Consider the following 23,953-nt stretch of genomic DNA (forward strand, 5'->3'; position numbering starts at 1 on the left):
TCCCTGTGCATTGATGCAGTCACTAAGCAAAGATTCAGGAGCAGATATGGAACGCGAAGTCAGGCTCAAACGGCTCCATTTTCGCAGCTGGCACCGGGGCACGCGGGAAGCCGACAATATGATCGGCGGCTTTTTCGACAAATGGGGGAAGACCTGGTCCGACGCGGAAATCGACTGGTTTGAAAAATTGCTTGAGGAAGAGGATGTCGACATCATGGCCTGGGCGATTGGCAAGCAAACACCGCCGGAGCAGTTTCAGAACGATCAAATGACAGCCATGCAACAGCTAGACTATTTTGATTTCACCAAGTGAAAACCTTCAAGTTAAGAATGATATAGATTCCATAAGTGTCTTATTTAGATAAATTATTATCCGCAGAAGGCGGAATGACGCTTGCTGGTGTAACAGCGGGATATCGCCCCTATTGTCTGGCGGATATTGCCACACAGTCCGGCAAACGAACCGTTTTTGTTGCAACTGATGATGCAGCGATGAGTGCGGTGGCAGAAGCGGCGCGTTATTTTCAACCGGAACTGGACATCATTGAATTCCCGGCTTGGGATTGCCTGCCCTACGATCGTGCGTCGCCTGCTTTGCACACGACTTCGGAACGTTTGGCAGCCCTTTACCGGTTAGCGGCCCCTTCCTCGGGCGGCCAGCTTGTGATCACGACTGCAAATGCCGTCACACAAAGGGTTTTGACTCCGGAGCGGGTAAAAGAACTGGTCACCCGACTGGCACCCGGTACCGTGATTGAGCAGGAAAAACTTGTTTCCTTTCTCTATGCCAATGGCTTTGTGCGGGTCGATACAGTTGCGGATAGCGGCGAATTTGCTGCGCGCGGAGGGCTGATTGATCTGTTTCCTCCGGGCGCCGACAAGCCGCTGCGTATCGATCTCTTTGGCGACGAGATTGACACGCTGCGCCAGTTTGATCCCGCCGATCAGCGCACTATCGGGAATATCGACGGCTTCGATCTGTTGCCTGTTTCAGAGGTCTTACTGGACAAAGAGAGCATCACCCGTTTCCGAACCCGTTATCGGGAGCTGTTTGGTGCGGTTGCTACCAGTGATCCGCTCTATCAATCCCTTTCGGAAGGTCGCCGGCTTTCCGGGATGGAGCACTGGTTGCCATTGATCGAAGAGCGGCTCGCTAGTTTTTTCGACTATCTTGCAGAAGATACGCTCGTTTTTCGCGATGCAGCAGTTACTGCAGCTGCAGACGCGCAATTTTCTTCTATTCAGGATTATTACAAAAACCGGCAAGAAGCCGATAAGGCAAATTTATCGAGCTACCGCCCACTAGAGCCGGAAATGCTTTATCTGGAGCCCTCAGAATGGCAAGAACAGCAGACCGACGGGCCCATTCACATCATGAGCGAGTTTGATGAACCGGAATCATCGACCGTTCTATCTCTCTCTGTGTCTTCGCCTCGCGACTTCTCACCCGAACGTGCGCGTAACGAGAATATTTACAAGGCTTTGGCTGTACATCTGAATACACTTACAAAAGCTGGTACAACTGCCGTTGTCGCAAGCTACAGCAAAGGCTCTCGCGCTCGGCTTTTTGACCTGCTCAAGGATCATGACGTCAAGACGGCAATGCTCTGTGATGACTGGAAAACCTGCAGTACAACCGAAGCGGCGGTTGCCTTGACGATATTGCCACTGGCGGCTGGTTTTCGCACAGACAGTCTGGCTTTGCTCACCGAACAGGATATTTTCGGCGACCGCTTGGTCCGCAAGTCCAAGCGGCGCAAAAGCGGTGATGCATTCCTTGCGGAGCTTTCGGCACTCAGCCAAGGCGACCTGGTTGTGCATCTGGAGCATGGCATCGGCCTATATGAGGGGATTGTATCCATTCCGGTCGGAGAAAGTCCGCATGACTGCGTCTCTCTAAAATATGCCGGCGGTGACAAACTGTTTGTTCCGGTGGAGAATATCGACGTTCTAAGCCGATATGGCGAAGGTGGCGAAACAGTCGTGCTTGACCGCCTCGGCGGAGAAGGCTGGCAGCGGCGCAAATCCAAGCTCAAAGAACGCATCAGGGCGATTGCGCATGAATTGCTCAAGACCGCCGCTGCCCGGGCTCTGCAACCAGCAACTCCGGCGCGGATTGAAGCTGGTGATATGGCCGGTTTTGTTGACCGCTTTCCTTATCAGGAAACGGACGATCAACAACAGGCCATCGAGGAAGTCCTCGGCGATATGGGATCCGGCAAGGCAATGGACCGCTTGGTTTGTGGTGATGTCGGCTTTGGCAAAACCGAGGTCGCCATGCGCGCTGCCTTTGCCGCAGCCATGGCTGGTATGCAGGTGGCCATTATTGCTCCCACCACTTTACTCGCACGTCAGCATTTTACGAATTTTGAAAAGCGCTTTCGCTCCTTCCCTCTCAATATTGGTCGATTGTCCAGATTGGTGCCGCCTGCAGAAGCGAAGAAAACGAAAGAAGGCATGGCCAATGGCCATATTGATATCGTCATCGGTACCCATGCTTTACTGGCTAAATCCATAGAGTTTCAGCGTCTTGGACTGATCATCGTAGATGAAGAACAAAGATTCGGTGTCACCCACAAAGAGCGATTGAAGGCAATGAAATCGGACGTCCATGTCCTGACCCTCACCGCAACACCCATTCCGCGAACCTTGCAAATGGCGATGACGGGTTTGCGTGAACTATCGGTTATTCAGACACCGCCTGTAGATCGGTTGGCCGTGCGTACATACGTCATGCCTTGGGACCCAGTTCCTCTGCGCGAAGCATTGATGCGCGAACATTATCGCGGCGGGCAAAGTTTCGTCGTCGTACCGCGCATTGCGGACCTGCCCGATATTGAAGAATTCTTGAAAGAATATGTGCCTGACATCACCTATGTTGTTGCTCATGGCCAGATGCCTCCGGCGCAGGTCGAAGAACGCATGTCAGCCTTCTACGATAAGAAATACGATGTCCTCCTGGCGACAACCATTGTCGAAAGTGGTCTAGACATCCCCAGCGCCAATACCCTGATCATCCATCGTGCCGATCGCTTCGGCCTTGCGCAACTTTACCAGCTTCGCGGGCGGGTTGGCCGGTCAAAGACGCGGGCTTATGCCTATATGGTCACACCAAAGGACAGGATCATCACCGAAAAGGCGGAAAAACGTCTGAAAATTCTCGGTGATCTCGACAGTCTGGGTGCGGGCTTTGAGTTGGCCAGTCATGATCTCGACATTCGCGGAGCCGGAAATCTGCTTGGCGACGAGCAATCCGGCCATATCCGGGAGGTAGGTTTCGAGCTCTATCAATCGATGCTGGAAGACGCCATATTGGAAGCCAAGGCCAAGGGCGCCGGACTGGACGCAGAAACCGAAAGCTTCTCGCCACAGATTACCGTCGATGCGCCGATCCTGATCCCCGAAAACTACGTCCCCGATCTATCGCTCCGCATGGGTCTGTATCGGCGTATGAACGGACTGGATAGTCATCAGGAAATTCAGGCTTTTGCAGCAGAAATGATCGATCGTTTCGGAGAATTGCCGGTCGAAACCGACAATCTACTCAAGCTGATGGAAATCAAACTGAACTGCGTCAAAGCCCATATTGCCAAGATTGAAATGGGCCCGCGCGGCGCATTGGTTAGCTTTTATAACGACAAGTTTCCTAATGTTCCGGGGCTGCTGGCCTATGCCGAGCGCCTGAAAGGTACCGCCCGGATCAGGCCGGATAACAAGCTGTTTATCGAACGGCGATGGCGCGATCCCAAGTCGCGGCTCCATGGCCTCACACAGCTGACCACGGGATTGTCAAAACTGGCGCAGCAAAAAACAGGCTAGTTACTTCTTAGCGCAAATATCTCGAATTCCTCTGGCGATATAGGGCCAGACCGCAGGAATCCTTGGAAATATTCGCAACCTTCCCGGGCCAAGCTTTCCAGCTGTGCCTCGGTTTCTATACCTTCGGCAATGACCGCCAGATCAAGGCTGCGCGCCATGTTAATGATCGATTTCACGACGACCTGGTCTTTCGTGGATCCACTAATATCACTTGTTAGACCACTATCAATCTTCAGATAGTCCAGCGGCAGATTCTGCAAATAGGCCAAACTGCTATACCCGGTCCCGAAATCGTCGATGGCGATCCGGACCCCCTGCTCTCTCAGCGCCGCAAGACGCTGTGCCGCGGTGGACAGATTGCCTATTAATTCAGACTCTGTGATTTCAAGTGTAGTCCGCTCCGCGGAAAAACCGGACGTAGCAATATTGTCCATAATATTTTGGGCAAAATCTGGGGCAGCTAGATCCCCTGCCGTGACATTGACCGACAGCCGCAGAAACGAAAGGCTATCCGGCCATCTGGCCGCTGTGGCGAAAGCGGCGGCATGAATGTGCAATGAGAGGAGTTTCATCAGACCGGCCCGGTCGGCCACAGAAAACAGCGTAGCGGCACCCAAAAACCCCAGTTCAGGATGATTCCACCGGGCAAGTGCCTCGGCACCGATCAGCTGTCCGTCATCCACTTTAATCTGTGGTTGCAAGGCAATCGTTATCTCATCGCGCTCCAGCGCGTGGGCCAGGTCACCTTCCAGCTTTTGCTCCAGCAAAATATTTTTTTCGGATGACCCACTGATTTTAACGGGCACAGCATCAGACACCATTGTCTCTGCCAAGGCCAGGGTCGCTCGTCTAACTAACAGCGTTTCATCTGATGAATCTCGTCCAACCGCGACGCCCGCGCGCGCGACGAGTCCGATTTTACGGCCTTCAATAGAAATAGGCCCGAAATTGCGGGCCAAAAGCTGCTCTGCATAGCTAGCCAATTTTCCTGCCATATCACCTGGATCGCCATCCAGTGTCTTCGCGACTACAAAATTTTGGCCGTCCATTCTGGCAACCATGCATTTGTCGGATGGCTCATCAATAGTCTCGGCAATCAACCGCTGACCGGTGCGGCGCATGATTTCATCGCCAATAGATCGCCCATAGGCCGCATTGATCGTTCCGAAATTTTTGAGACCGATGATCATCAGACCAAGATTTTCACCTCGCTCCAAACGATCCCGCATCCAGCTTCGCGCCGCTGATCCGTTGCGCAGGCCCGACAAAAGATCGCGATCGGTCCAGCTGTGGTTGCCCTCTTCTGCGGCGACACGTTCCAGACGGCCGTGAATATAATCACCGGAAACATGCAAATGATGGATAACTTTGTTACCATTTAACAAATGAGACACTGCGGCCTGTGGAGCTCCGGTGCGCAGCCGCCCAAAGGCACCCCGAACCCTGAACCGCTCATCCGGCGAGAGAATACGGTAAATGCCGGTCGCGGGATAAGTATCAAAATCTACATTTTTCACATTTTCCCGCAGTTGATCGCTGATCCAGTTTTGCTGCAGTCCCGTTTTGGAAAAAGCCCATTTTTCCTCAGCCTGCGCAAGTAAGCTATTGAAATTCTGTGTAGCCTCCGAGCCGCCACGAATATTTTCTACATAGCGATAGGCAAAATTTATGGCCGGACCGATGTCCGCGTGCGGGTTGGAAATATCGAGAAAATGGGTGGCCCCGGCGTCATGACACTTAGCCGCGATATCATTACGCATGGCTTGATCGGCAAAAGCGAGGATTGCGATACCGCTATCATCCACTAGTGCAGCAATATCCGAAATCGCTTTCAAGCCATCATCAACGGCTTCGCGCAGGTCGATAACGGCAATCAAGGCGTTCGAAGACAAAAAACGTCCCGCCAGTTCATCCCGTCGCCGAGCCGAACTGACGCGCCAACCCATCGCAGAAATTCGTGCTGCCATAGGGTCACGATCATGAAAGGACAGCAAGAATAAATGCTTGGCGTCCCTTTGACCGGAGATAGGTGAGGATTCCTGAATGACTTGCAATACCCTTATATTTCATATCGGGGGCGCAAACGGATACCCAGTCCCCCTATTCTTTTCCATAGCGAGCAAACCTTTATAGCCCGTTGCCTGCTTCTAAACAAAACGCTAGGATTTAAGCCAAAGCTGGTATGGAAAAAACACAATGCTCGATGGATTTGGCCGCAAAATAGACTATCTGCGCATCTCGGTCACCGACCGATGCAATTTCCGCTGCCAATATTGCATGTCCGAAAAGATGACGTTCATGCCAAAGAGCGAGCTGCTGACCCTGGAGGAAATCACGCTGATAGCCGAACGGTTTATCGGCCATGGGGTTAAGAAAATTCGCCTGACCGGAGGAGAACCACTGGTCAGACGTGATATGAGCGATGTGATCCAAAGGCTTGGACGTAAAGTCAAATCAGGTGAACTGGAAGAACTCACACTCACCACCAACGGGTCGTTGCTGGAAGAATATGCAGATCATCTGGCAGAGCATAATGTGCGCCGGATAAATGTCAGCATGGACACGCTTGATCCCGACAAATTTGCGGAGATTACACGCGGTGCCGATGTCCATCAGGTGCTTTCCGGCATCTCAGCCGCCCGGCAAGCGGGTATAAGCGTAAAGATCAACATGGTTGCCCTCCGGGACTTTAATCAGGACGCGCTGATGCCCATGGCGGAATATTGCGCGAAAAATGGTCATGACCTGACGGTTATCGAGACAATGCCCTTGGGTGACGTCGGCGCGGACCGGAAACTGGAGCATATTTCAGCAGAGGAATTCATCGCTCCCCTATCAGATCAATATTCTGTCAGCCCGATAGGGCACAAGAGCGCGGGCCCTGCCCGTTACATGGCGGTGGAACCACTGGGATTGCGGCTTGGCATGATTACGCCGCTCAGCAATAATTTCTGCGATAACTGCAATCGGCTGCGTCTGACCACAGATGGCAAAATATTTATGTGCCTTGGTCACAACGCGCATGTTGATTTACGCGCCGCCGTGCGCAATGAAGGCATTGAGGCTGTTGACCGGTTGCTTCAGAAAGCTTTGAAGCTCAAACCGTTACGACATGATTTTAATGCGCAACTAGACGGGTCCGCAGAGATATTGGAGCGTCACATGAACGTCACGGGCGGATGAGCGAATCAAAATGGGCACTTGTCGTGTCCCCTACCCCGCAGGCACAGGAAGCGGGAAACAAACTGCAGCCTTTGATGGACTGGGTTCCGATTGAAGAAGCGGATCAAGCTGTCGTTCTCGGCGGTGATGGCTTTATGTTGCAGACATTGCATCAAATGCTCAACCGGCGAAAAATCATGCCGGTTTATGGAATGAACCTAGGCACCGTCGGTTTCCTGATGAACAACTGGCACGAAGACGATCTGGTCAGACGCATTGAAGGCGCACGGCCGTTCAAGGTCCGCCCGCTCAAGATGGAAGTCGAAACAATTTCCGGCGCCAGTTTTGTGCTCCCGGCGATCAACGAGGTGTCCCTGCTCAGAGAGACGCGGCAAACCGCAAAACTCGAGATTCAGGTCAATAACCGAATCATGCTGGAAGAACTGGTTTGCGACGGCATATTGATCGCGACACCAGCGGGATCGACCGCCTATAATCTGTCTGCCAACGGACCGATATTGCCGCTGGGTTCAAATTTACTGGCCCTCACGCCGATCAGCCCGTTCCGCCCGCGGCGTTGGAAAGGGGCGATTTTGCCGGACAAAATGCCGATCAGCATCAAGGTTCTAAATGCCGAAAAACGGCCTGTTAGTGCGGTTGGCGACCAGCAGGAAGTCCGCGACGTCGCCCAGGTAACAATCTCCATCGATCGCAATCAGACACTGACCATGCTGTTTGATCCGGAGCATGCTCTGGATGATCGGATAGCAATGGAACAATTTGTCGTTTGATGGCTTGCCGGGTGCGAATGACGTTGCTATAGCCGCGCTCGTTGTGATGCAAATCGCTTCTATTCCCCGGTAGCTCAGTGGTAGAGCAATCGACTGTTAATCGATTGGCCGATGGTTCGAATCCGTCCCGGGGAGCCATTTTTCTCTCAAAACAAGATCATGAATATATGCCGATGCGGTCACGTTGGACCGATCGCGTGCCTATTTCTGCGCCCATTTGATCTCGAACTCGAGCGATGAGCATCCGCCTGTTGCTCACATGGAAAGCCGGTTTTGTTTTCGATATTGGCGACTAAAATTCTTTTGATATCAAATAATTAACAATGTAATTGACTTGAGCGAGTGTGACCTTTCGCAAACGCCCACCAAACCGCATCACCATTTCATATTTGCCAATGTCAAAGAGCCAAGCCCAGTATAACTCATGAGACGGGTTGTAGGAAAGTAAAGGAATGTCTGCTTTATCCTGAAAGCGGACACTAGCCAGCCGACCGTTCCAGCTTCAGTAAGGATGTGATTGATTTGGCAGTTTGCGCTCCCATTGCGACGAGCTCCTTTTTTGGAGCACCGGATTTGGCTCTTGCCGAAAATGCGACAAGCGTATTGGAGGCGACGTGCGCAGCCGTTTCGATTTGATTTGCGCTGCTGTTTGGTGCTGATTTCAAAATCCGCAATCGCATCAACTCATCGAGTTGTTCCAATCCGAATTTCAGTCGAGATTGAATCTTCACTTCATCTGCACTTGAAGGAGCCGTGCCAAACACCAGGCATCCCGGCGGGACCTGACTGTCGCGATAGTAAATGGACAGCATGGCGGCGTAAAAATCGGTCAGTGCCGTTTCAAGGTCGTCCGCGGCATGCAACGCGGGCACAGCAGTTGTCGCGACCTGTGTTCCAAATTCGTCCATTGCTGCAATATACATCGAGAGCTTGTTGCCAAAGGCGCGATACAGGCTGGGCCGGCTTAGTCCGGTTGCGTCGGACAGGTCGTCAAGAGAGACGGCATCAAAGCCTTTTGACCTGAACAGTTCCACTACAGACTGCATGGCAGTGTCCGTGTCGATTGTCGCGGGGCGCCCCCGTTTGGGTTTTAAATTTGGCATTATGTACTGTTTCGCATTTAATTATTGACGTTTCGATAAAAATGTACGAAACGGTACAAAATTGCAACCCTATGGAGCACACCATGCTGATTCAGTCCCTCATCTATCCCGGATTCACGACGTTGGATCTTGTCGGCGCCTTACAACCATTGGCGCAAATTCCAGGAGCCAAAACCGAGATCGTCGCTAGTGAGGCGGGCGCAAACCCGACCGATACAGGTGCATCGATCATGGTGGACGCAACCTTCGAGACCGCTTCCAATGCACCGGACGTCATCCTTGTTCCGGGCGGCGGCACACCTTCAATCGATATACTGGAGGATCAGGCCACAATGGATTTTCTGGCCAGGCAAGGAGAATCAGCCAGTTGGATCGTATCCGTTTGCACGGGCGCCCTTTTGCTGGGGAAAGCGGGTCTTTTAAGAGGTTACAAAGCGGCTAGCCATTGGGCTGTGATCGATACGCTTGAGGCGTTCGGCGCGACCCCGGTCCATCAGCGCGTTGTGATTGATCGCAATCGTTGCACAGGCGGCGGTGTGACGGCTGGCGTTGATATCGGATTGACGATCGCAGGGCAGCTTGCCGGAGAAGATGTGGGCCGGGTCATCGAACTCATCCTTGAATATAATCCAGCGCCGCCATTTGGAACCGGACACCCGACATTGGCAGATGCAATAACACTGGAAATGGCCAAAGCCGGTGCAGAAGGGGTCATGCAACCTGACCGCATTCGCCAGATTGCGGCGGCCTGATTACATGAAAACCGGGACGTTTGATACCATTTCGATCTTCAAAGATGTGCGAGTGTGGTTCAATGCGATGGGCACTTTGCCCTGGAACATCAGGCTATGGGCTTGTTTCTATCCATTGCCGCAGATTGTCGGCGGTTTGATCTTTATTCTGACACTTCCGGGCGCGGTTATCTTGTTCGGACGTATTTTGTCGGGCGTGATAGCCAGTCAAATCCATAAACGATCACCTTTCTCCAAATTGATGGGACCGGTCGGACATACGCACTGGATCATCATCGTCCCTTATTTGCTGTATGAGTTAACGACGCAAGATCTCTCGCCAACACTATTCTGGTTTGTCAGCTATGTTATCGGAACAACCCTGATAAGTGGCATTATCGATGTCATGGAGCTTCGGACATACCTCAAAAAGGGACATATTGCATATAAACGGTGACCAATTGTCAATTGAGCTAAGCGCTGATCCCGTGCCAATGGCCGCTTTTGCGCCCATAGCGGACACTAATTCTCACCCTCTGATCACTCACCCAAATTGCTGCCAGAATATCCGGCCGGCCACATAGAGGATCAACAAGGCTGTCAGACGCCGGATCCAGTGTTCCGGCAATGCCTTGCTCGCCAGAAAGCTGCCGATTTGTCCGCCCACCAGCACGCCAACGAATAGGGGCCAGTAGGACAATAGCATGTCGACCCCCTGCCCCTCCTGTCCCCATGCCGATTTCATCAGCTGACCGATTAACCCGCTTGCCGAATTGACGAGAATGAAGATACTCGCGGTCGCGGCTATTCTGCGGCTATCTGACCAGTTCATCAGCAAAAGGATCGGGGCGAGAAATATGCCGCCACCAATGCCAACCATGCCGGACAGAAAACCGATGCCGCCACCGATCAAGGGAGCGAACCAGCCACCGTGCTCCCTTGGAGTCTGTGAACCAACCATTCTGCTTTTGAAAAAGGGCTCTATGAGGAGCAACAGAGCGGCAACAGTCAAGGAAAGACCCAACAGGACGAGAAAACTGTCCTGATCTATGGCCAGACGCCCTCCTAGCCAGGCCGCAGGCACCGATAACAGCAGGATCGGCCAAATCCTCTGCCACTCGATCAGTCCTCGCACCTGAAAACGTAATGTTCCACCCATGACGACGATGATGTTGCAGATCAGCGCAACAATCGGCAGCAGGCGATAGTCTATATCGGCCAGAGCCAGCAGCGCGATATAGGTCGAACCACCGCCGAACCCCACCGACGCATAGAGTGCCGCTGTCAGCAGGAAGAGTAAAGCAAGACCGGCAATGCCAACCGCCATATCAGGTCTCGTTCGGCATGCTGCTTACAATATCAATATTTGCCGTGACAATGCTTGTATTTCCGGCCCGAGCCGCACGGACATGGTGCATTTCGGCTCACCCCGTCAAAATTGATATCGGCGGGAGCTGCGCCACCAGACTGCCGTGGCGGCAGCGCAGTCGAGACCGTACCCAATGTGCCGCCGTCAATATCGTTGCTGTCATCTTCGCCGGTCAGCGGATCAATATGCGTGGTCAGGAAATCGGGCAGTTCCGGCAATTCCGGTACTTCAATTTCTTCCTGACGATGGAACTGGCTGACGGCGATGGTTTTCGTCACGCTTTCGCGGATGACTTCCAGCATGCGTTCGAAAAGACCAAAAGCTTCTTTCTTATACTCATCCAGTGGTTTCTTCTGGGCATAGGCGCGCAGGAAGACAACCTGCCGCAGCGCATCAAGCGTAGCCAGATGTTCTTTCCAGTTATGATCAAGCGATTCCAGCAGAATTGATTTTTCAATCTGCACCCAGATTTCCGGATCAATCTGTTCCACTTTTGCGTTAAAATCGGCATCGGCCAATTCGGCAATTCGTGTTTCCAGAATCTCCGGCTCAACTGCATCTTCCTGCAGCCAGGCATCAATATCGGGCTTCAGACCGAAAACCTCTTCCACACGGGTTTTGAGCGCTTCAGTTTCCCATTGCTCTGGATAGCTTCCCGGTGGGCAGCAATCGGCAACAATGGCGTTGACCGTCTCAAGCCGCATATCCTCGACCACATCGCCGACCGTCTCTGCGTCCATGATTTCGGAGCGCTGCTCGTAAATCACCTTGCGCTGGTCATTCATCACGTCATCATATTCGACAACCTGCTTCCGCGCTTCGTAGTTGCGCGCTTCAACCTTTTTCTGAGCTGTTTCAATAGCTTTGGAGAGCCATTTACCACCAATAGCCTCGCCATCTTCGAGGTTTTTGTTCATCATCTTGGCGAACATTGTCTCAGTCCCGAAAATCCGAAGCAAATCGTCTTCCAGACAGAGATAAAAACGACTGAGGCCAGGATCACCCTGACGACCGGAACGACCACGCAGCTGGTTATCGATACGGCGGCTTTCGTGCCGTTCCGTACCCAGGACAAACAGACCGCCTGCCTCACGGACCTGCTCACGCAGCGCCCGGACCTCTTCTTCAATTTTGGCCACGGCCTTGTCGCGCTCTGGCCCTTCTTCCATATCGGCCAGTTCCTGCTCAATACGGAAATCAATATTACCGCCGAGCTGAATATCGGTACCGCGACCAGCCATGTTGGTGGCGATCGTAACAGCGCCCGGACTACCGGCTTGCGCAACAATATGCGCTTCCTGTTCGTGGAAGCGGGCGTTGAGGACGTTGTGGGTCACATTTTCCTTTTTCAGGAAGTCTGACAGAAGTTCTGATTTTTCGATAGAGACCGTACCCACCAGAACAGGTTGGCCCTTATCGCTATGCTCCTTGATTTTCTTGGCGATGGCCGCGAATTTATCCAGCGTATTCTTGTAAAACTCGTCATTTTCATCAAGCCGCTGGATGGGCTTGTTTGTAGGAATGGTTACGACGTTCATCTTGTAAATCTCGAAGAACTCCGCCGCTTCCGTCTCTGCAGTACCGGTCATGCCTGACAGCTTTGGATACATACGGAAATAGTTCTGGAACGTGATCGATGCCATGGTCTGGTTTTCAGGTTCAATCTGAACACCTTCCTTGGCTTCAACCGCCTGATGCAGTCCATTGGACCAACGCCGACCATCCATCATACGACCGGTAAATTCGTCGATAATGACAACCTTGCCATCCTTGACGATGTAATCGGTGTCCCGCTTTCGCATGACATTGGCCATCAAGGCTTGATTGAGGTGATGGACGACCTGGGTATTCTCAAAGTCATAGAGGTTACTGCCTTCCAGCAATCCGGCCTCTTCCAGCAACCGTTCGGCTTTCTCGGTCCCCTCTTCGGTCAGCGATATCTGGCGACTCTTTTCATCTTTTTCATAATCTTCTTCGGTGATGTCTTGAACAACTTCGTTCACCGAAATGTAGAGATCGGACTTATCATCCGTTGGGCCTGAGATGATAAGCGGTGTTCGCGCTTCGTCGATAAGAATTGAATCCACCTCATCGACAATCGCAAAGTTGAAAGGCCGCTGCACCATCTGGGCGCGGTCATGTTTCATATTGTCGCGCAGATAGTCGAAACCGAACTCGTTGTTCGTGCCATAGGTAATATCGGCAGCATAAGCCTCGCGGCGCTGCTCTTCGCCGATATTGGGAATGATCGTTCCGACGCTCATGCCCAGGAAGTTATAGACCTGGCTCATCCACTCACCATCACGGCGAGCAAGATAGTCGTTCACGGTAACAACATGGACGCCCTTGCCTTCAATCGCGTTGAGATAACAGGCGAGCGTAGCGACGAGCGTTTTACCCTCACCGGTCCGCATTTCGGAGATTTCACCGCGATGCAGTACGATGCCGCCGACCATCTGCACATCATAATGGCGCTGGCCCAGGGTCCGTTTGGCTGCTTCACGGACAACCGCGAATGCCTCTGGCAGAATATCGTCGAGCGTTTCGCCATTGGCCACCCGTTCCCGGAAATACGGTGTTTTCGCCTTTAGCTCATCATCGCTAAGTGGTTCGATTTCTGGTTCGAAAGCGTTGATTTTATCAACCACTTTCATAATGGATTTAACGTAACGGTCGTTAGAAGACCCGAATAGGGATTTGGCAAAGCCGCCGATCATGATGATTTCCGATATTTCTTTAGGTATTGAGCGGGTTTAACGCTCATTCTTGACTGCATTTAGGGACGATTGGGGACAAATCAACGTAGGTGATCGTCCGAGCAGGCGACTAAGGCGCGCCTTCTTCATGCTCCAGCTTGTCGCCATTGGTCGACTGGACCGGCAATACTGGCCAGTCAGCTTTAGTATCGCCTCCGCCTCGTGAGCGCAGCGCAAGGGCCGTATCGCTGTGGATGAAGCCTTGCGTGGCGTTATCATGATCAGCTGGTACTGCCAATTCCCTCGCGGCAGCGACCTCATTGCCGGCTGTTTCTGTTGCCATAGCAGCAGCCGGCGGATTAACGCCCACTGCATTGAAAAGCAGCAACATAAAACTTGCAATATAGACGTTCATCAATAAGCCCTGTGAGAAGAACTTCGCTTTAGCAAACCAATAGATAAAGGCAAGTTAAGTGTCAGAAACCAAATCACCCCTTGCCCCGACCCAAATACCCGATCTTCCGGAAATTTCGGGCGTCACCTGTCGCATCGCCCGGGCGCGATACAAGGAATGGGATCGCTGTGACCTGACCTATGTCGAACTGGCCGAGGGTACATCTGTCGCAGGCGTACTGACCCAGAGCAAATGTCCGTCAACAGAGGTGGAATGGTGTCGGAAAGCCCTGCCCGGTGGCAAAGCAAGAGCACTGGTCGTCAATGCTGGTAACGCCAATGCCTTTACAGGCGCGCGCGGCATGGAGGCAGTGCAACGGATATTGTCGCTCACCAGTAATTATTTGGGCTGCACGGAGGAAGAGATATATGTGTCTTCTACCGGCGTCATTGGTGAACCATTGCCAAAAGATCGCGCAGAGGCCGGCCTGAAGGCGGCTTTCACATCCGCACCTTGTGGCTGGGAAGATGCTGCGTCGACGATCATGACCACCGACACCTTTCCCAAAATGGCAACCACAAGCGCAATTGTCGGTGGGAAGACCGTTCATCTGAATGGTATTGTTAAAGGCTCCGGCATGATCGCGCCGGATATGGCGACGATGCTCGGTTATATTTTCACTGATGCCGCAGTGGATGCCGGTTTTCTGCAGGAAATGCTAAACGCGGCAACGGCGAAAAGCTTCAACTGCATCACGGTCGACAGCGATACATCGACCAGCGACACTGTTTTGGCTTTTGCCACAGGTCAAAGTGACACCCCTGCCCTGACATCGTTTGAAGACGCTGGTGCTGATGCGTTTCAGGCAGCCCTGAGCGATCTATGTATGCAACTGGCCCATCTCGTGGTCCGCGATGGCGAAGGCGCCAGCAAGTTTATCGAAATTGCCGTTACGGGTGCGCAAAGCGACGAAAGCGCAAAACGTATCGCTTTGTCGGTTGCCAATTCCCCGCTCGTCAAAACCGCGATTGCCGGAGAAGACGCCAATTGGGGCCGGGTCGTCATGGCAGTCGGAAAAGCTGGTGAACCGGCAGACCGTGACAAGCTATCCATCGGGTTTGGCGGTATCACGGTTGCCCGCGACGGTCTGGTTGTACCCGATTATGACGAGGCTCCGGTTGCCGAGCACCTGAAAGGCGACGTAATTGACATCAGCGTCGATATCGGGATCGGTGACGGGAAGGCCACAGTCTGGACCTGTGACCTGACCCACGGATATATCTCAATAAACGCCGACTACAGGAGCTAAGATGACCGAAATCATATTGCATCACTATGAGAATTCCCCATTTGGGCAAGCGATGCGGCTGGCGCTGGGTTTGAAGGGCATAGACTGGAAGTCGGTGCAACAACCTGACATCTGCCCCAAACCTGATCTCAGCGTTCTGACCGGCGGCTATGAACGCATACCCGTGCTGCAAATCGGGTCGGAAATTTATTGCGACACGGCGGTCATTGTTGACGCGCTGGAAGCGCTTAAACCCGAACCAAGCCTCTATCCCGAGCCACTTGGCTTCGCCGGTCGGATGATTGCTTTATGGTCGGGCGGCCAGTGGTTCATGCCTGCAGTCGGGGTCGCTCTGGGCACCAACCCTGAGATTGTCAGCGATGAATTTTGGGAAGATCGCGCCAAGCGGTTCGGCATGGATCGCCGGAAATTCCTGCCGATGGTGCCGCATCTGACAGGGCAGTTTGAGGCCGGCGCAGCGTTGGTTGCAGAAACCCTGGCCGATGGACGAGACTATATCAGCGGCGACACAGCCGGGCACGCGGACCTGATGCTGTACATGAACATTCGCTTCGCCAGCTTTGCAGGCAAAAAACCGTCCGACTTCGGCAGTAATGTCGCGGCCTGGTATGGTCGCATTGACGGCATTGGCTATGGTAATTTCGAGGAATGGACGGGACAGCAAGCGATCGAATATGCCCAAGCATCAGAGCCGGTCAGCAGCGGTTCCGTGGGTTCGGCATCCGGCTTTTCCGCTGGTGATAAGGTTTCCGTGAGAACCGAGACGCCCGATCCTGCAGCCGTTATCGGAGAGTTGGTGGATCTCAATGATAGAGAGATAGTCATCAAACGAGAGGATGAACAAGTTGGCGCACTCCATGTTCATTTCCCGCGGCTAGGGCAGATATTGTCGCCCGCATGAGCCATTCCAGCCATCATCTGTCGGTGCAGAATATCCTAAAGGATGTAGCGAAAGAGGTCGTACTCCCACATTATCAGAACCTCAAAACCGTCGATATTGAGGAAAAGGCACCCGGCGATCTGGTAACCGTGGCTGACAGGCTGAGCGAAGAGATGCTCAGCGAAAAATTGGGTACTCTCCTGCCCGATGCAGCTATTGTGGGTGAGGAAGCCAGCGCCGCCAACCCATCGGTCATGGATCATCTGGTTGACAAGCAGGCCTGGATTATCGACCCGATTGATGGAACCGGAAATTTTGCAGCAGGTAAACCGCCTTTTGGAATGATTGTCGCGCTGTCGCAGGAAAATGAGACTGTCGCTGGCTGGCTCTATGATCCTCTGCAAGACCGGCTTTGCTATGCTGCGAAGGGGCAAGGTGCCTTTATCAATAGTGAAAAGCTTAGCGTATCAGCCGATCCGGACGGAAAACCCATAGCCGCTCTGGCCACTGGCTTCATGACGTCAGAGCAGAGAGACAAGCTTCTTCTCGCGGCTGAAGGGCATTATGAGATTGTCGATATTCCGCGCTGTGCGGCTGAGCAGTATCCACGATTGGCGCTGGGCACCAACCACATTTCGACCTTTGAACGCAGCCTGCCCTGGGATCATGCTGCTGGTATTTTGTTTCTGAATGAAGCGGGCGGGAAAGCGGCGCGCTGGAACGGTGACGCCTATCGGCCTGCAGATCGCAAAACCGGGTTGCTCGGGGCCTCATCACCGCAATTGTGGGATGAGGCCGCCGAGCTTCTGGGGGATGTTTTTACCGATTAAGCTGGCCAATATTAGGAGGGCAGGCTTTCTTCCAGCCACGATTTGAGCTGGCTTTTTGGCGCTGCACCGACTTTGGTTTCTACCGGTTCACCATTGTTGAACAGGATCATCGTTGGAATGCCGCGCACACCGTATTTTCCGGGCGCATCCGGGCTGTCATCGATGTTGAGTTTGGCAATTGTCACCTGCTCACCCAATTCATCGCTGATTTCTTCCAGCGCTGGGCCAATCATCTTACAGGGGCCGCACCATTCTGCCCAGAAGTCGACAAGCACGGGGCCGTCGGCTTTCAGGACATCTTGTTCAAAACTCTCGTCAGTAATTGCTTTGGTAGCCATAGGGAATCTCCTTTGCTTGTTTGAATATAATCTAGGCCCGCACAGCCCATTGCTCAAGTCTCTGCCCGAAAAGGATTTTCATGGGCGCTCAAAGCTTGGCTTGTTGCTGGGCTTATGCCGTTCGATCAGATCGTCGGAAAGCTCCAGCAGGGTGGGACCATGCGTGTACAGCAGGGCGGCTTTAGTGGGGCGTCCGGGGAAAATCTTTTCAAGTGCGGTGACATATGCAGCCATTTGGCGCAGATAAGACAAAGGCGCATTGGCAGCTTCTTTGGGCACTGCGCGCCCCGTTTTGAAATCAATGACGGTGATCAAATCATCAGTGATCAAAAGACGGTCAACGGTGCCCGAAATCACATGCTCGTCAACCACTGCCGCGATCGGGGCCTCGGCAAAGCTGCCGGGAGAGAACAGCTCTGACCATGCGGGATTGCCCAAGACTGACAACACCGTCTCAATAAGCGCCCGACGCTCTGCCGGATCACTGACCTGTTTTTGCTTGGCGAGCCAGCGGTCGGCGACATCCGCTCGGTTTTCAGGCGAAATATCAGGCAGCCGCTCGAACAGGCTATGGAGCAGTTTACCGCGTTCGGCCGCATCGCGCATCGCCTTTGCCGGTGGCGGGTTCGCAGCATCGTCCGGGCCCATATCCGACGGCGTCAAAGGCCGCGGCGGTCGGGCCTCTTTTGGGGCTGGTGCAAATAACCATTCTGGCAAGGCGGCCTGCTCTTCATCTGGTAACGGCTCGGCGGCCTTGGTCCTTCGTCCGGCTTTGTCCGGTGCATCAGGCCCCGCATATGTTCGCTCGGCAATCCAGCACACGGAATCCGTTTGCTCCGTTCCCAACGCAGTCAAGCCATGCTCCACAGCGTGATACCAACTGGACTCCGGCACGACACCTTTGGCTTTTGGCCCCAGTGTCCCGGTGACGACGAGATGTTCCTCCGCGCGGGTCATGGCGACATAGAGCAAACGCCAATGCTCTTCCCGTTCCCGGGAATCTGCCACAGTGGCATAGGCGTCCAGCAATCCGATACGTTCGGCTTTGCGAACCGGTACGACAGGATATTCAAGATCATCATCCGGTCGCGTCGGATCCGGGATATCAAAGCCGCCGCTTTTCTTGTTCGCCGGGTCAAATGTCGCGTTGGCAAGAATGACCAGCGGTGCTTGCAGGCCCTTGGCCCCGTGGACAGTCATCAGGCGGACTTCATTGCCGCCCTCCAACTGGTCCCGCTTGATCTCGACATCACCGCGATCAAACCAGTCGAGAAAGCCCTGCAGCGTCGGAATATGGTCTTGTTCAAAGGCTAGCGCGGTATTGAGCAATTCCTCCAGCGGATCGAGCGCGGCATGGCTAAGGCGCGCCGTCAGTTTCTTGCGTCCCTGCATCGGTCCGGAAACAATGGTTTCCAGAAACTGGTAGGGCGTGTTGAAGTCGGCCATGTTTAACAGGACACGCAAAGGTTCGACATGCTGTTTCAGCCGGTCCTGCGTGCGCAGATATTCCCACAGGCTTTTGTCCTTGTGCGCCTCCCCGCGATAACCGCGTTCCAGCAGGTCATCCTGCGACCAACCCAGAAGTGGAGAAACCAGCAGTGATGCCAGATTAAGATCATCTTCCGGTTGCAAAACAAAGCGGATGGCGGCCAGTAGGTCCTGCACAACCAAAGGTTGGTTGAGGCGGATCCGGTCGATACCCGCGACGGGAACATTTTCAGCAAAGAGCCGCGCCACGATCAAGGCGCTAAGGTCATCGCGCTTGCTCACCAGGATCATGATATCCTTGGGTTCAAGCGGCCGATTTTCGCGGTTCAGCCAAAGCGCTGTTTCGGGTGAGAGCCATTCCTTAAGCTGAATCGCAAGCCTTTGGGCAAAAACCCGTTTTTCGTCACTTAGCCAGGTCTCGTCATCATCCGTATTGCTAACCGCGCCATGGGCAACGGGCCTCCAAGTCGTTACGCTTCCCGGCTCGCCCGCATAGTGGCTCTGATGGGATGGTATAGCCTTATCCAGACCAAGTTCCTTTTCCCCGACATGTTCCAATACCCTGTCGACCACTTCGAGCACTGGCGGTGTGGATCGAAAACTGCGGTCCAGTGACAGGTCACTGAAGGGCCGTTCCGACGCCTCTGCCCGTGCAAAGAAATCATCACGCGCTTTGACATAATTATGCGGGCTGGTTCCCTGAAACCCGAAAATCGCCTGTTTGAAGTCACCGACAGTGAACAGGGTTCGTACTTTGTCAGCATTCGCCCCCAGACCTGCGAAAAACTCTTCGGCCAGAGCCCGGACAATATCCCACTGGGCGAGATTGGTGTCCTGTGCTTCGTCGACCAATATGTGGTCGGTGCGCTGATCCAGCTTGTAGCGGATCCACTCGGCCATATTGCCCTGATTGAGCAACTTGGCGGTCATCCGGATCATATCGTCAAAATCGACCACGCCCTGCAGCTTCTTTGCATCGCGATAGCGATAGTAAAAACCGCGACCGGCATTGAGAGCGCCTGCAAACAGATCGGCATAATCAAACAGCGCCTTGGTCTCGATCAACTGGCGGCTGCGATCGTACATATCGACGCTAAGCTCATGGTAGTGCGGTGCAGCCTTATCCAACCCCTTTGGCACCGAGCGCCACTCGCCGTCGGCCTTGGCCCAAATTTTATGGAGCTCGGGCAATGTTTCTGCCCGGTCGGCGGGATTGGCGGCGATCCAGCCCTGTATTTTTTCGATATATCCGGTCGCCGTCTTCGTTCCCCAACTGGCCAGCGCATCCGCCATGTTCTGCAGTGCCGTGATATCAAAGACCTCATCGCTGCACCGCTGCTCAAGCCAGCTTTGCGCATCGCCATCAACCGGCAGCCCCAGCAATCCGCGAACGAAAGGAAGCACGCCGCTGGGAAGGCTTTCCATCGCGTCGGCCTTGGACGCGCAGGTCATCAGATATTTTTCGGCTTCCTCTTCCCCCATCCGCACGCTGAGCGCCTGAATCGCCTGAATTATCGCGGTATTGCCCGCCGCCTCTTCGTCCAGCAGCAAATCGCCTAGCGCCTGGCGCGCCAATAGCTTCTGGTCGCGCTCTTCAATCGGTTTGAACAGTGCCGGAATCTCGGCCTCTTCCGGAAAGCTCGCGAGCAATGTCTGGCAAAAGCTGTGGATGGTCATGATCCTGAGACCGCCGCCACGCGCATCCAATACGCGGGCGAATAATGTCCGGGCATATTCCCGTGTCGCGGGATCAACCGGTGCGCCAATAGCGGACAGGTCAGCGGCCAGTTTCGTATCGTCAAGCCGCACCCAACTGGCCAGTTGCCGGTGGATCCGGTCGGCCATTTCGGCCGCCCCTGCCTTGGTGAAGGTCAGGCATAATATATGTTCCGGATTCACATTTTTGCGGAGCAAAAGCCGGAAAACCCGTGCGGTCAGCACCTGTGTTTTGCCAGTACCAGCAGATGCACTCAGCCAGATATTGTCATCCGGCTGCACCGCCTCATTCTGTTTGTCGGCCAGCGGAAAAAGCGTCGGCGTGTCACTCATGCTCGCCTCCCTGCTCCGACACGTCGGCGCGGCCGTACCACTCTTCAAGCCGCATCAGCTGATCATAGTCCGCGTAAGGCGCATATTCCGGATGGAGCTTTGCCACCATAGGTTCATCGCCATGGATATAACTGTTCACCGCCTTGGTATATTCCGTTACAGCATGATCGACCATCTGATCAGCTTCTATCTTGTCGGGACTGCGCGGGTTGGTCGGCGTCGCAATATAACCAAAGCTGTTTTTGCCGCCCTGCTTTGCCAGTGACCAATATTCAAAGCCGCTCGTTTTGCCTGACAGTCCACCGAAATCACCTTTTTCGGCAATAGCACCCAGCAGGCCGAGCTGCAGAGCAAAGCCTTCCTTCACGGCTTTGTTGGTCGGCGGACCTCCGGTTTTATAGTCGACAATGGCTAGACCACCGTCGGCCATGCGATCAATACGATCGGCTATACCGAACAGATCAACATCGGCGATTCTTGCGACACCCTTCTGTTCCGACTTCAGCGGCGCGCGCCCGTCTGCGCGCTGCTGCGCCACGGTATCGGCAATCCATAACAGACCTTCCATCAAACGCGGCGCCCATAAAGTGCGCATCAGGGGATGCGAAGAGCGCTCATTCAAGAAGCCTTCAGCGCGTCGTTTCAGAGCGTCAGGATCATAGCCATCCTCTTTCGCCCATTTGTCCAATATGTCATGGATGATCGAGCCGCGCCATGCCGGGCTTGGCTCAGCATCAATCATGTCGAGCGAGCTCAGACGCATGATTTTGGCTGCGTAAAAAGCGAAGGGGTCGGCAATCAGCCTGTCTACATCTGTCACCGATAACTTCACCAACCGCTGATCCGCAGTCGGCTCCGGTGCTGGCTGTTCGATCCGGATGTACTCCTCCGGTTGATCGATGCGCGTTGCCCATTGCCGAGCGATGGGATGCTCTTTCAGATTGGGGCCGCACATTGCTTTCAGGCGGAGCAGGAAGCGCGAGGCAATGGCCGGGCCAGACCCGTCACGCTGAGCCCGCGTGAGAATCACTTTTTGCGCGCCCATGGCACCAACCAGGTCATGCGCGGACAGGCCGATTTGCCGTTCCTGCGCCGGAAGCCCCAGAGATTTGCGAACCATCGGTGCCAGCCATGGGTCTGGCGTGATTGCCTGCGGCCAACTGCCTTCGTTGAGACCGCAGCAGATAACCAGATCCGCCTGTTGCAACCGCGCTTCGAGCAGGCCGTAGAGCGCGATGCGAGGATGTCCGCCATAAGGGGGACGCACGGGCATATCGGCCAAAAAGGTCTCAAAATATCCGGCAATCTCAGGTGCCTGGATATTCATCGGTCCCAAGGCTGCGCGATCTTCCATATCGGAAAGAAAGTCAGCCAGTTGGCGGCCTGCCGGTCCGGCCCAGACCTGGCCGTTGGTCAGCAGGTCCGCCAATTGACGGATTTCTTCCAGCATCTCGGTCCAGTTCATGGCTCCGCTCAAGGCTGTGGCCGCTGGCGCAAATATTGCCCGCACATCTGTCCACCACGGACGCAAATTGTCTCGCAGGCTTTTGGTGCGGCGATCTTCACTTTGGAATAGGCTATCAATTCCAGCCAATCCCGGCGCTGGCCGGGGACCGCGCATTAACAGGTCCAGTTTGCGAACCTGAGTAAGCCAATCCAATCGTCCTTCCCCTGCCCGCACCAACGGATGTTTCAGCAATGCGAGAAACTCAGCCGGAGGAAATCCGTCTGTTGCGGCGGACATCAGGGCCAGGAAGAATATGCCTTCCGGTTTTTTGGACAACGGCTGTCCCGCTGTATCGTCCGCATTGATCATCCAGCGCTCGAGATGCGCAGATATCCGGCCTGCCAAGGCCCGATCAGGCGTGATTATCGCAACGCGGCGTTCCGGTGTCTCCAACGCCTCACGCGCCAACAGCGCAATAATCTGCGCCTCTTCGGCACTGTTGCGCGCTTCCACTGTCTGCACACCGGCCAGACTGCGTTCATCACTATCCAGCGACTGCCAGCGCGATGTCAGCTTCGGGATAGCAAAGGCATTGCTGAGTGCCCGGCTGCGCTTTGCCGCCGCTCCGCTGGTCCCTGTCCTTGGCCAGCGCATGATCTCGCCGCGCGCAATCGACATGCGTTCGAGCAGCAGTTTCATGTGATATTGCGGATGGGTTTCCTGTGCGCGCTCAGTTTTTCCCGTCTCGGCATCGGGTTGAAACGGGCCAAGCATGTCCCATTCTTCATCAGCCATGACCATGTCGAGGTCCGGCAAGACCACCATTCCTTCTGGAAGGAAGGCAATGGCCCGCAAGAAACGCGCAATAGCTGGAGCGGAGGTGGTGATACCAGCAGCGACCACAAAATGATTGGGTGGAGCCGTTTTCCATGCCTTCACAGTTTGATCGAACAGCGCATTGCGCCGCGCAGCTTCATCCACGGCGCCCATATCCGTCAGCTTTGCTTGCCATTTCTCGGTAATCACGCGAAAAAACGCGAGCGCATCCTGCCAATGACCGGACAGTTCTGGTTCCACATCAATATCAAAAAGATCCTTGAGTGCGATTTCCTCGACCGTCAGTTGATCCAGCGTCCGGGCAAATTCGCGCGCCAGCCGCAGTGCTTCCTTGGACAATAAAGCCCTGCCCTTCGCCGCACTTTCCCTTTCAATCAGCTGAGCCAGCATCAGCAGGCGATCCAGCGGATCCACTGATGGTGCTATGTCGAGAGCCAGCTCGCCCCGATCCAGCGCAACTCCGATGGATTCGTCCAGCTCAAGATCACCAATCACCGCCATTTGCGGTAACAGCAGCCCGTCTTCGCTGAGCCTAACGAAAGCATCATGGACGGCACGACGCGCCCGATTATTGGGTAGGATTATGAGACCCCGTGCCAAACCTAATGGGTCTTTGGCAAACCGGTCAATCAACCCCTGTGCAAGGGCATCGGCAAAGCCGCCATGCGCGGCGATATTGTAAATGGCGGGCTGAAGCCGCTTGCTCATGC

Annotated in this window: 17 protein-coding genes and 1 tRNA gene; 10 read left to right on the forward strand and 8 right to left on the reverse strand. The window is 54.1% G+C overall.

Features of this window, described 5'->3' with window-relative positions; all coding sequences use genetic code 11:
- The first annotated feature begins 46 nt into the window (after positions 1–46).
- Together AC6I9Z_RS12090 and mfd are read left to right on the forward strand one after the other, a co-directional pair.
- Entirely contained in the window at positions 47–313 is a 267-nt protein-coding gene (locus AC6I9Z_RS12090) for an FAD assembly factor SdhE (RefSeq protein ID WP_461456065.1), read from the forward strand.
- A gap of 35 nt (positions 314–348) precedes the next feature.
- The gene (gene mfd / locus AC6I9Z_RS12095; protein ID WP_461456066.1) at positions 349–3,819 is read left to right on the forward strand and encodes a transcription-repair coupling factor; all 3,471 of its coding nucleotides are present in this window, start codon (positions 349–351) and stop codon (positions 3,817–3,819) included.
- On the opposite strand, the gene AC6I9Z_RS12100 is transcribed toward mfd, so the two are convergent.
- Positions 3,816–5,786, reverse strand: coding sequence for a putative bifunctional diguanylate cyclase/phosphodiesterase (locus AC6I9Z_RS12100; protein ID WP_461456067.1), 1,971 nt, complete (start codon positions 5,784–5,786; stop codon positions 3,816–3,818). The two genes, mfd and AC6I9Z_RS12100, sit on opposite strands and share 4 nt — an antisense overlap.
- A gap of 229 nt (positions 5,787–6,015) precedes the next feature.
- Here AC6I9Z_RS12100 and moaA point away from each other — a divergent pair, with 229 nt between their 5' ends.
- The 3 genes from moaA (at position 6,016) to AC6I9Z_RS12115 (ending at position 7,910) form a co-directional block, all read left to right on the forward strand.
- The gene (moaA, locus tag AC6I9Z_RS12105) at positions 6,016–7,002 is read left to right on the forward strand and encodes a GTP 3',8-cyclase MoaA (RefSeq protein WP_461456068.1); all 987 of its coding nucleotides are present in this window, start codon (positions 6,016–6,018) and stop codon (positions 7,000–7,002) included.
- Complete coding sequence (locus AC6I9Z_RS12110) at positions 6,999–7,772, forward strand: NAD kinase (RefSeq protein ID WP_109356886.1); 774 nt, start codon at positions 6,999–7,001, stop codon at positions 7,770–7,772. The genes moaA and AC6I9Z_RS12110 overlap by 4 nt, the downstream gene beginning before the upstream one ends.
- Positions 7,773–7,835: 63 nt before the next feature.
- Positions 7,836–7,910 (forward strand) — tRNA-Asn (locus tag AC6I9Z_RS12115).
- A 341-nt stretch (positions 7,911–8,251) separates the two neighbouring features.
- Here the strand turns inward: AC6I9Z_RS12115 and AC6I9Z_RS12120 are convergent.
- A complete protein-coding gene (locus tag AC6I9Z_RS12120) occupies positions 8,252–8,875 on the reverse strand; it encodes a TetR/AcrR family transcriptional regulator (RefSeq protein ID WP_461456069.1) in 624 nt (207 codons plus the stop codon).
- An 83-nt stretch (positions 8,876–8,958) separates the two neighbouring features.
- Between AC6I9Z_RS12120 and AC6I9Z_RS12125 the strand changes: the two genes are divergently transcribed.
- Complete coding sequence (locus AC6I9Z_RS12125) at positions 8,959–9,627, forward strand: DJ-1/PfpI family protein (protein WP_461456070.1); 669 nt, start codon at positions 8,959–8,961, stop codon at positions 9,625–9,627.
- Positions 9,628–9,631: 4 nt separating this feature from the next.
- Entirely contained in the window at positions 9,632–10,063 is a 432-nt protein-coding gene (locus tag AC6I9Z_RS12130) for a hypothetical protein (protein WP_461456071.1), read from the forward strand.
- Positions 10,064–10,150: 87 nt separating this feature from the next.
- Here the strand turns inward: AC6I9Z_RS12130 and AC6I9Z_RS12135 are convergent, their stop codons facing one another.
- From AC6I9Z_RS12135 to AC6I9Z_RS12145, 3 genes are all read right to left on the reverse strand, one after another.
- Positions 10,151–10,933 (reverse strand): sulfite exporter TauE/SafE family protein, encoded by a 783-nt coding sequence (locus AC6I9Z_RS12135; RefSeq protein WP_461456072.1) that lies wholly within the window; start codon positions 10,931–10,933, stop codon positions 10,151–10,153.
- Positions 10,934–10,965: 32 nt separating this feature from the next.
- Entirely contained in the window at positions 10,966–13,692 is a 2,727-nt protein-coding gene (secA, locus tag AC6I9Z_RS12140; RefSeq protein WP_461456073.1) for a preprotein translocase subunit SecA, read from the reverse strand.
- Positions 13,693–13,801: 109 nt separating this feature from the next.
- The gene (locus AC6I9Z_RS12145) at positions 13,802–14,086 is read right to left on the reverse strand and encodes a hypothetical protein (protein ID WP_461456074.1); all 285 of its coding nucleotides are present in this window, start codon (positions 14,084–14,086) and stop codon (positions 13,802–13,804) included.
- A 58-nt stretch (positions 14,087–14,144) separates the two neighbouring features.
- Between AC6I9Z_RS12145 and argJ the strand changes: the two genes are divergently transcribed.
- The 3 genes from argJ to AC6I9Z_RS12160 are packed head-to-tail and all read left to right on the forward strand — an operon-like array spanning position 14,145 to position 17,084.
- On the forward strand, positions 14,145–15,374 hold the full coding sequence (gene argJ / locus AC6I9Z_RS12150; RefSeq protein ID WP_461456075.1) for a bifunctional glutamate N-acetyltransferase/amino-acid acetyltransferase ArgJ: 1,230 nt from the start codon (positions 14,145–14,147) through the stop codon (positions 15,372–15,374).
- Position 15,375: 1 nt separating this feature from the next.
- Positions 15,376–16,275, forward strand: coding sequence for a glutathione S-transferase family protein (locus tag AC6I9Z_RS12155; protein WP_461456076.1), 900 nt, complete (start codon positions 15,376–15,378; stop codon positions 16,273–16,275).
- A complete protein-coding gene (locus tag AC6I9Z_RS12160) occupies positions 16,272–17,084 on the forward strand; it encodes an inositol monophosphatase family protein (protein ID WP_461456077.1) in 813 nt (270 codons plus the stop codon). The genes AC6I9Z_RS12155 and AC6I9Z_RS12160 overlap by 4 nt, the downstream gene beginning before the upstream one ends.
- A gap of 11 nt (positions 17,085–17,095) precedes the next feature.
- On the opposite strand, the gene trxA is transcribed toward AC6I9Z_RS12160, so the two are convergent.
- The 3 genes from trxA to addB all read right to left on the reverse strand — a co-directional run bounded on the left by trxA (position 17,096) and on the right by addB (position 23,951).
- Positions 17,096–17,422: a thioredoxin TrxA gene (gene trxA, locus AC6I9Z_RS12165; RefSeq protein WP_461456078.1), complete on the reverse strand. Its 327-nt coding sequence runs from the start codon at positions 17,420–17,422 to the stop codon at positions 17,096–17,098.
- Positions 17,423–17,500: 78 nt separating this feature from the next.
- A complete protein-coding gene (gene addA, locus AC6I9Z_RS12170) occupies positions 17,501–20,959 on the reverse strand; it encodes a double-strand break repair helicase AddA (RefSeq protein WP_461456079.1) in 3,459 nt (1,152 codons plus the stop codon).
- Entirely contained in the window at positions 20,952–23,951 is a 3,000-nt protein-coding gene (addB, locus tag AC6I9Z_RS12175) for a double-strand break repair protein AddB (RefSeq protein ID WP_461456080.1), read from the reverse strand. Before addB ends, addA begins: the two co-directional genes overlap by 8 nt.
- Positions 23,952–23,953 lie beyond the last annotated feature (2 nt).

The sequence above is a fragment of the Parasphingorhabdus sp. genome (assembly GCF_059726685.1).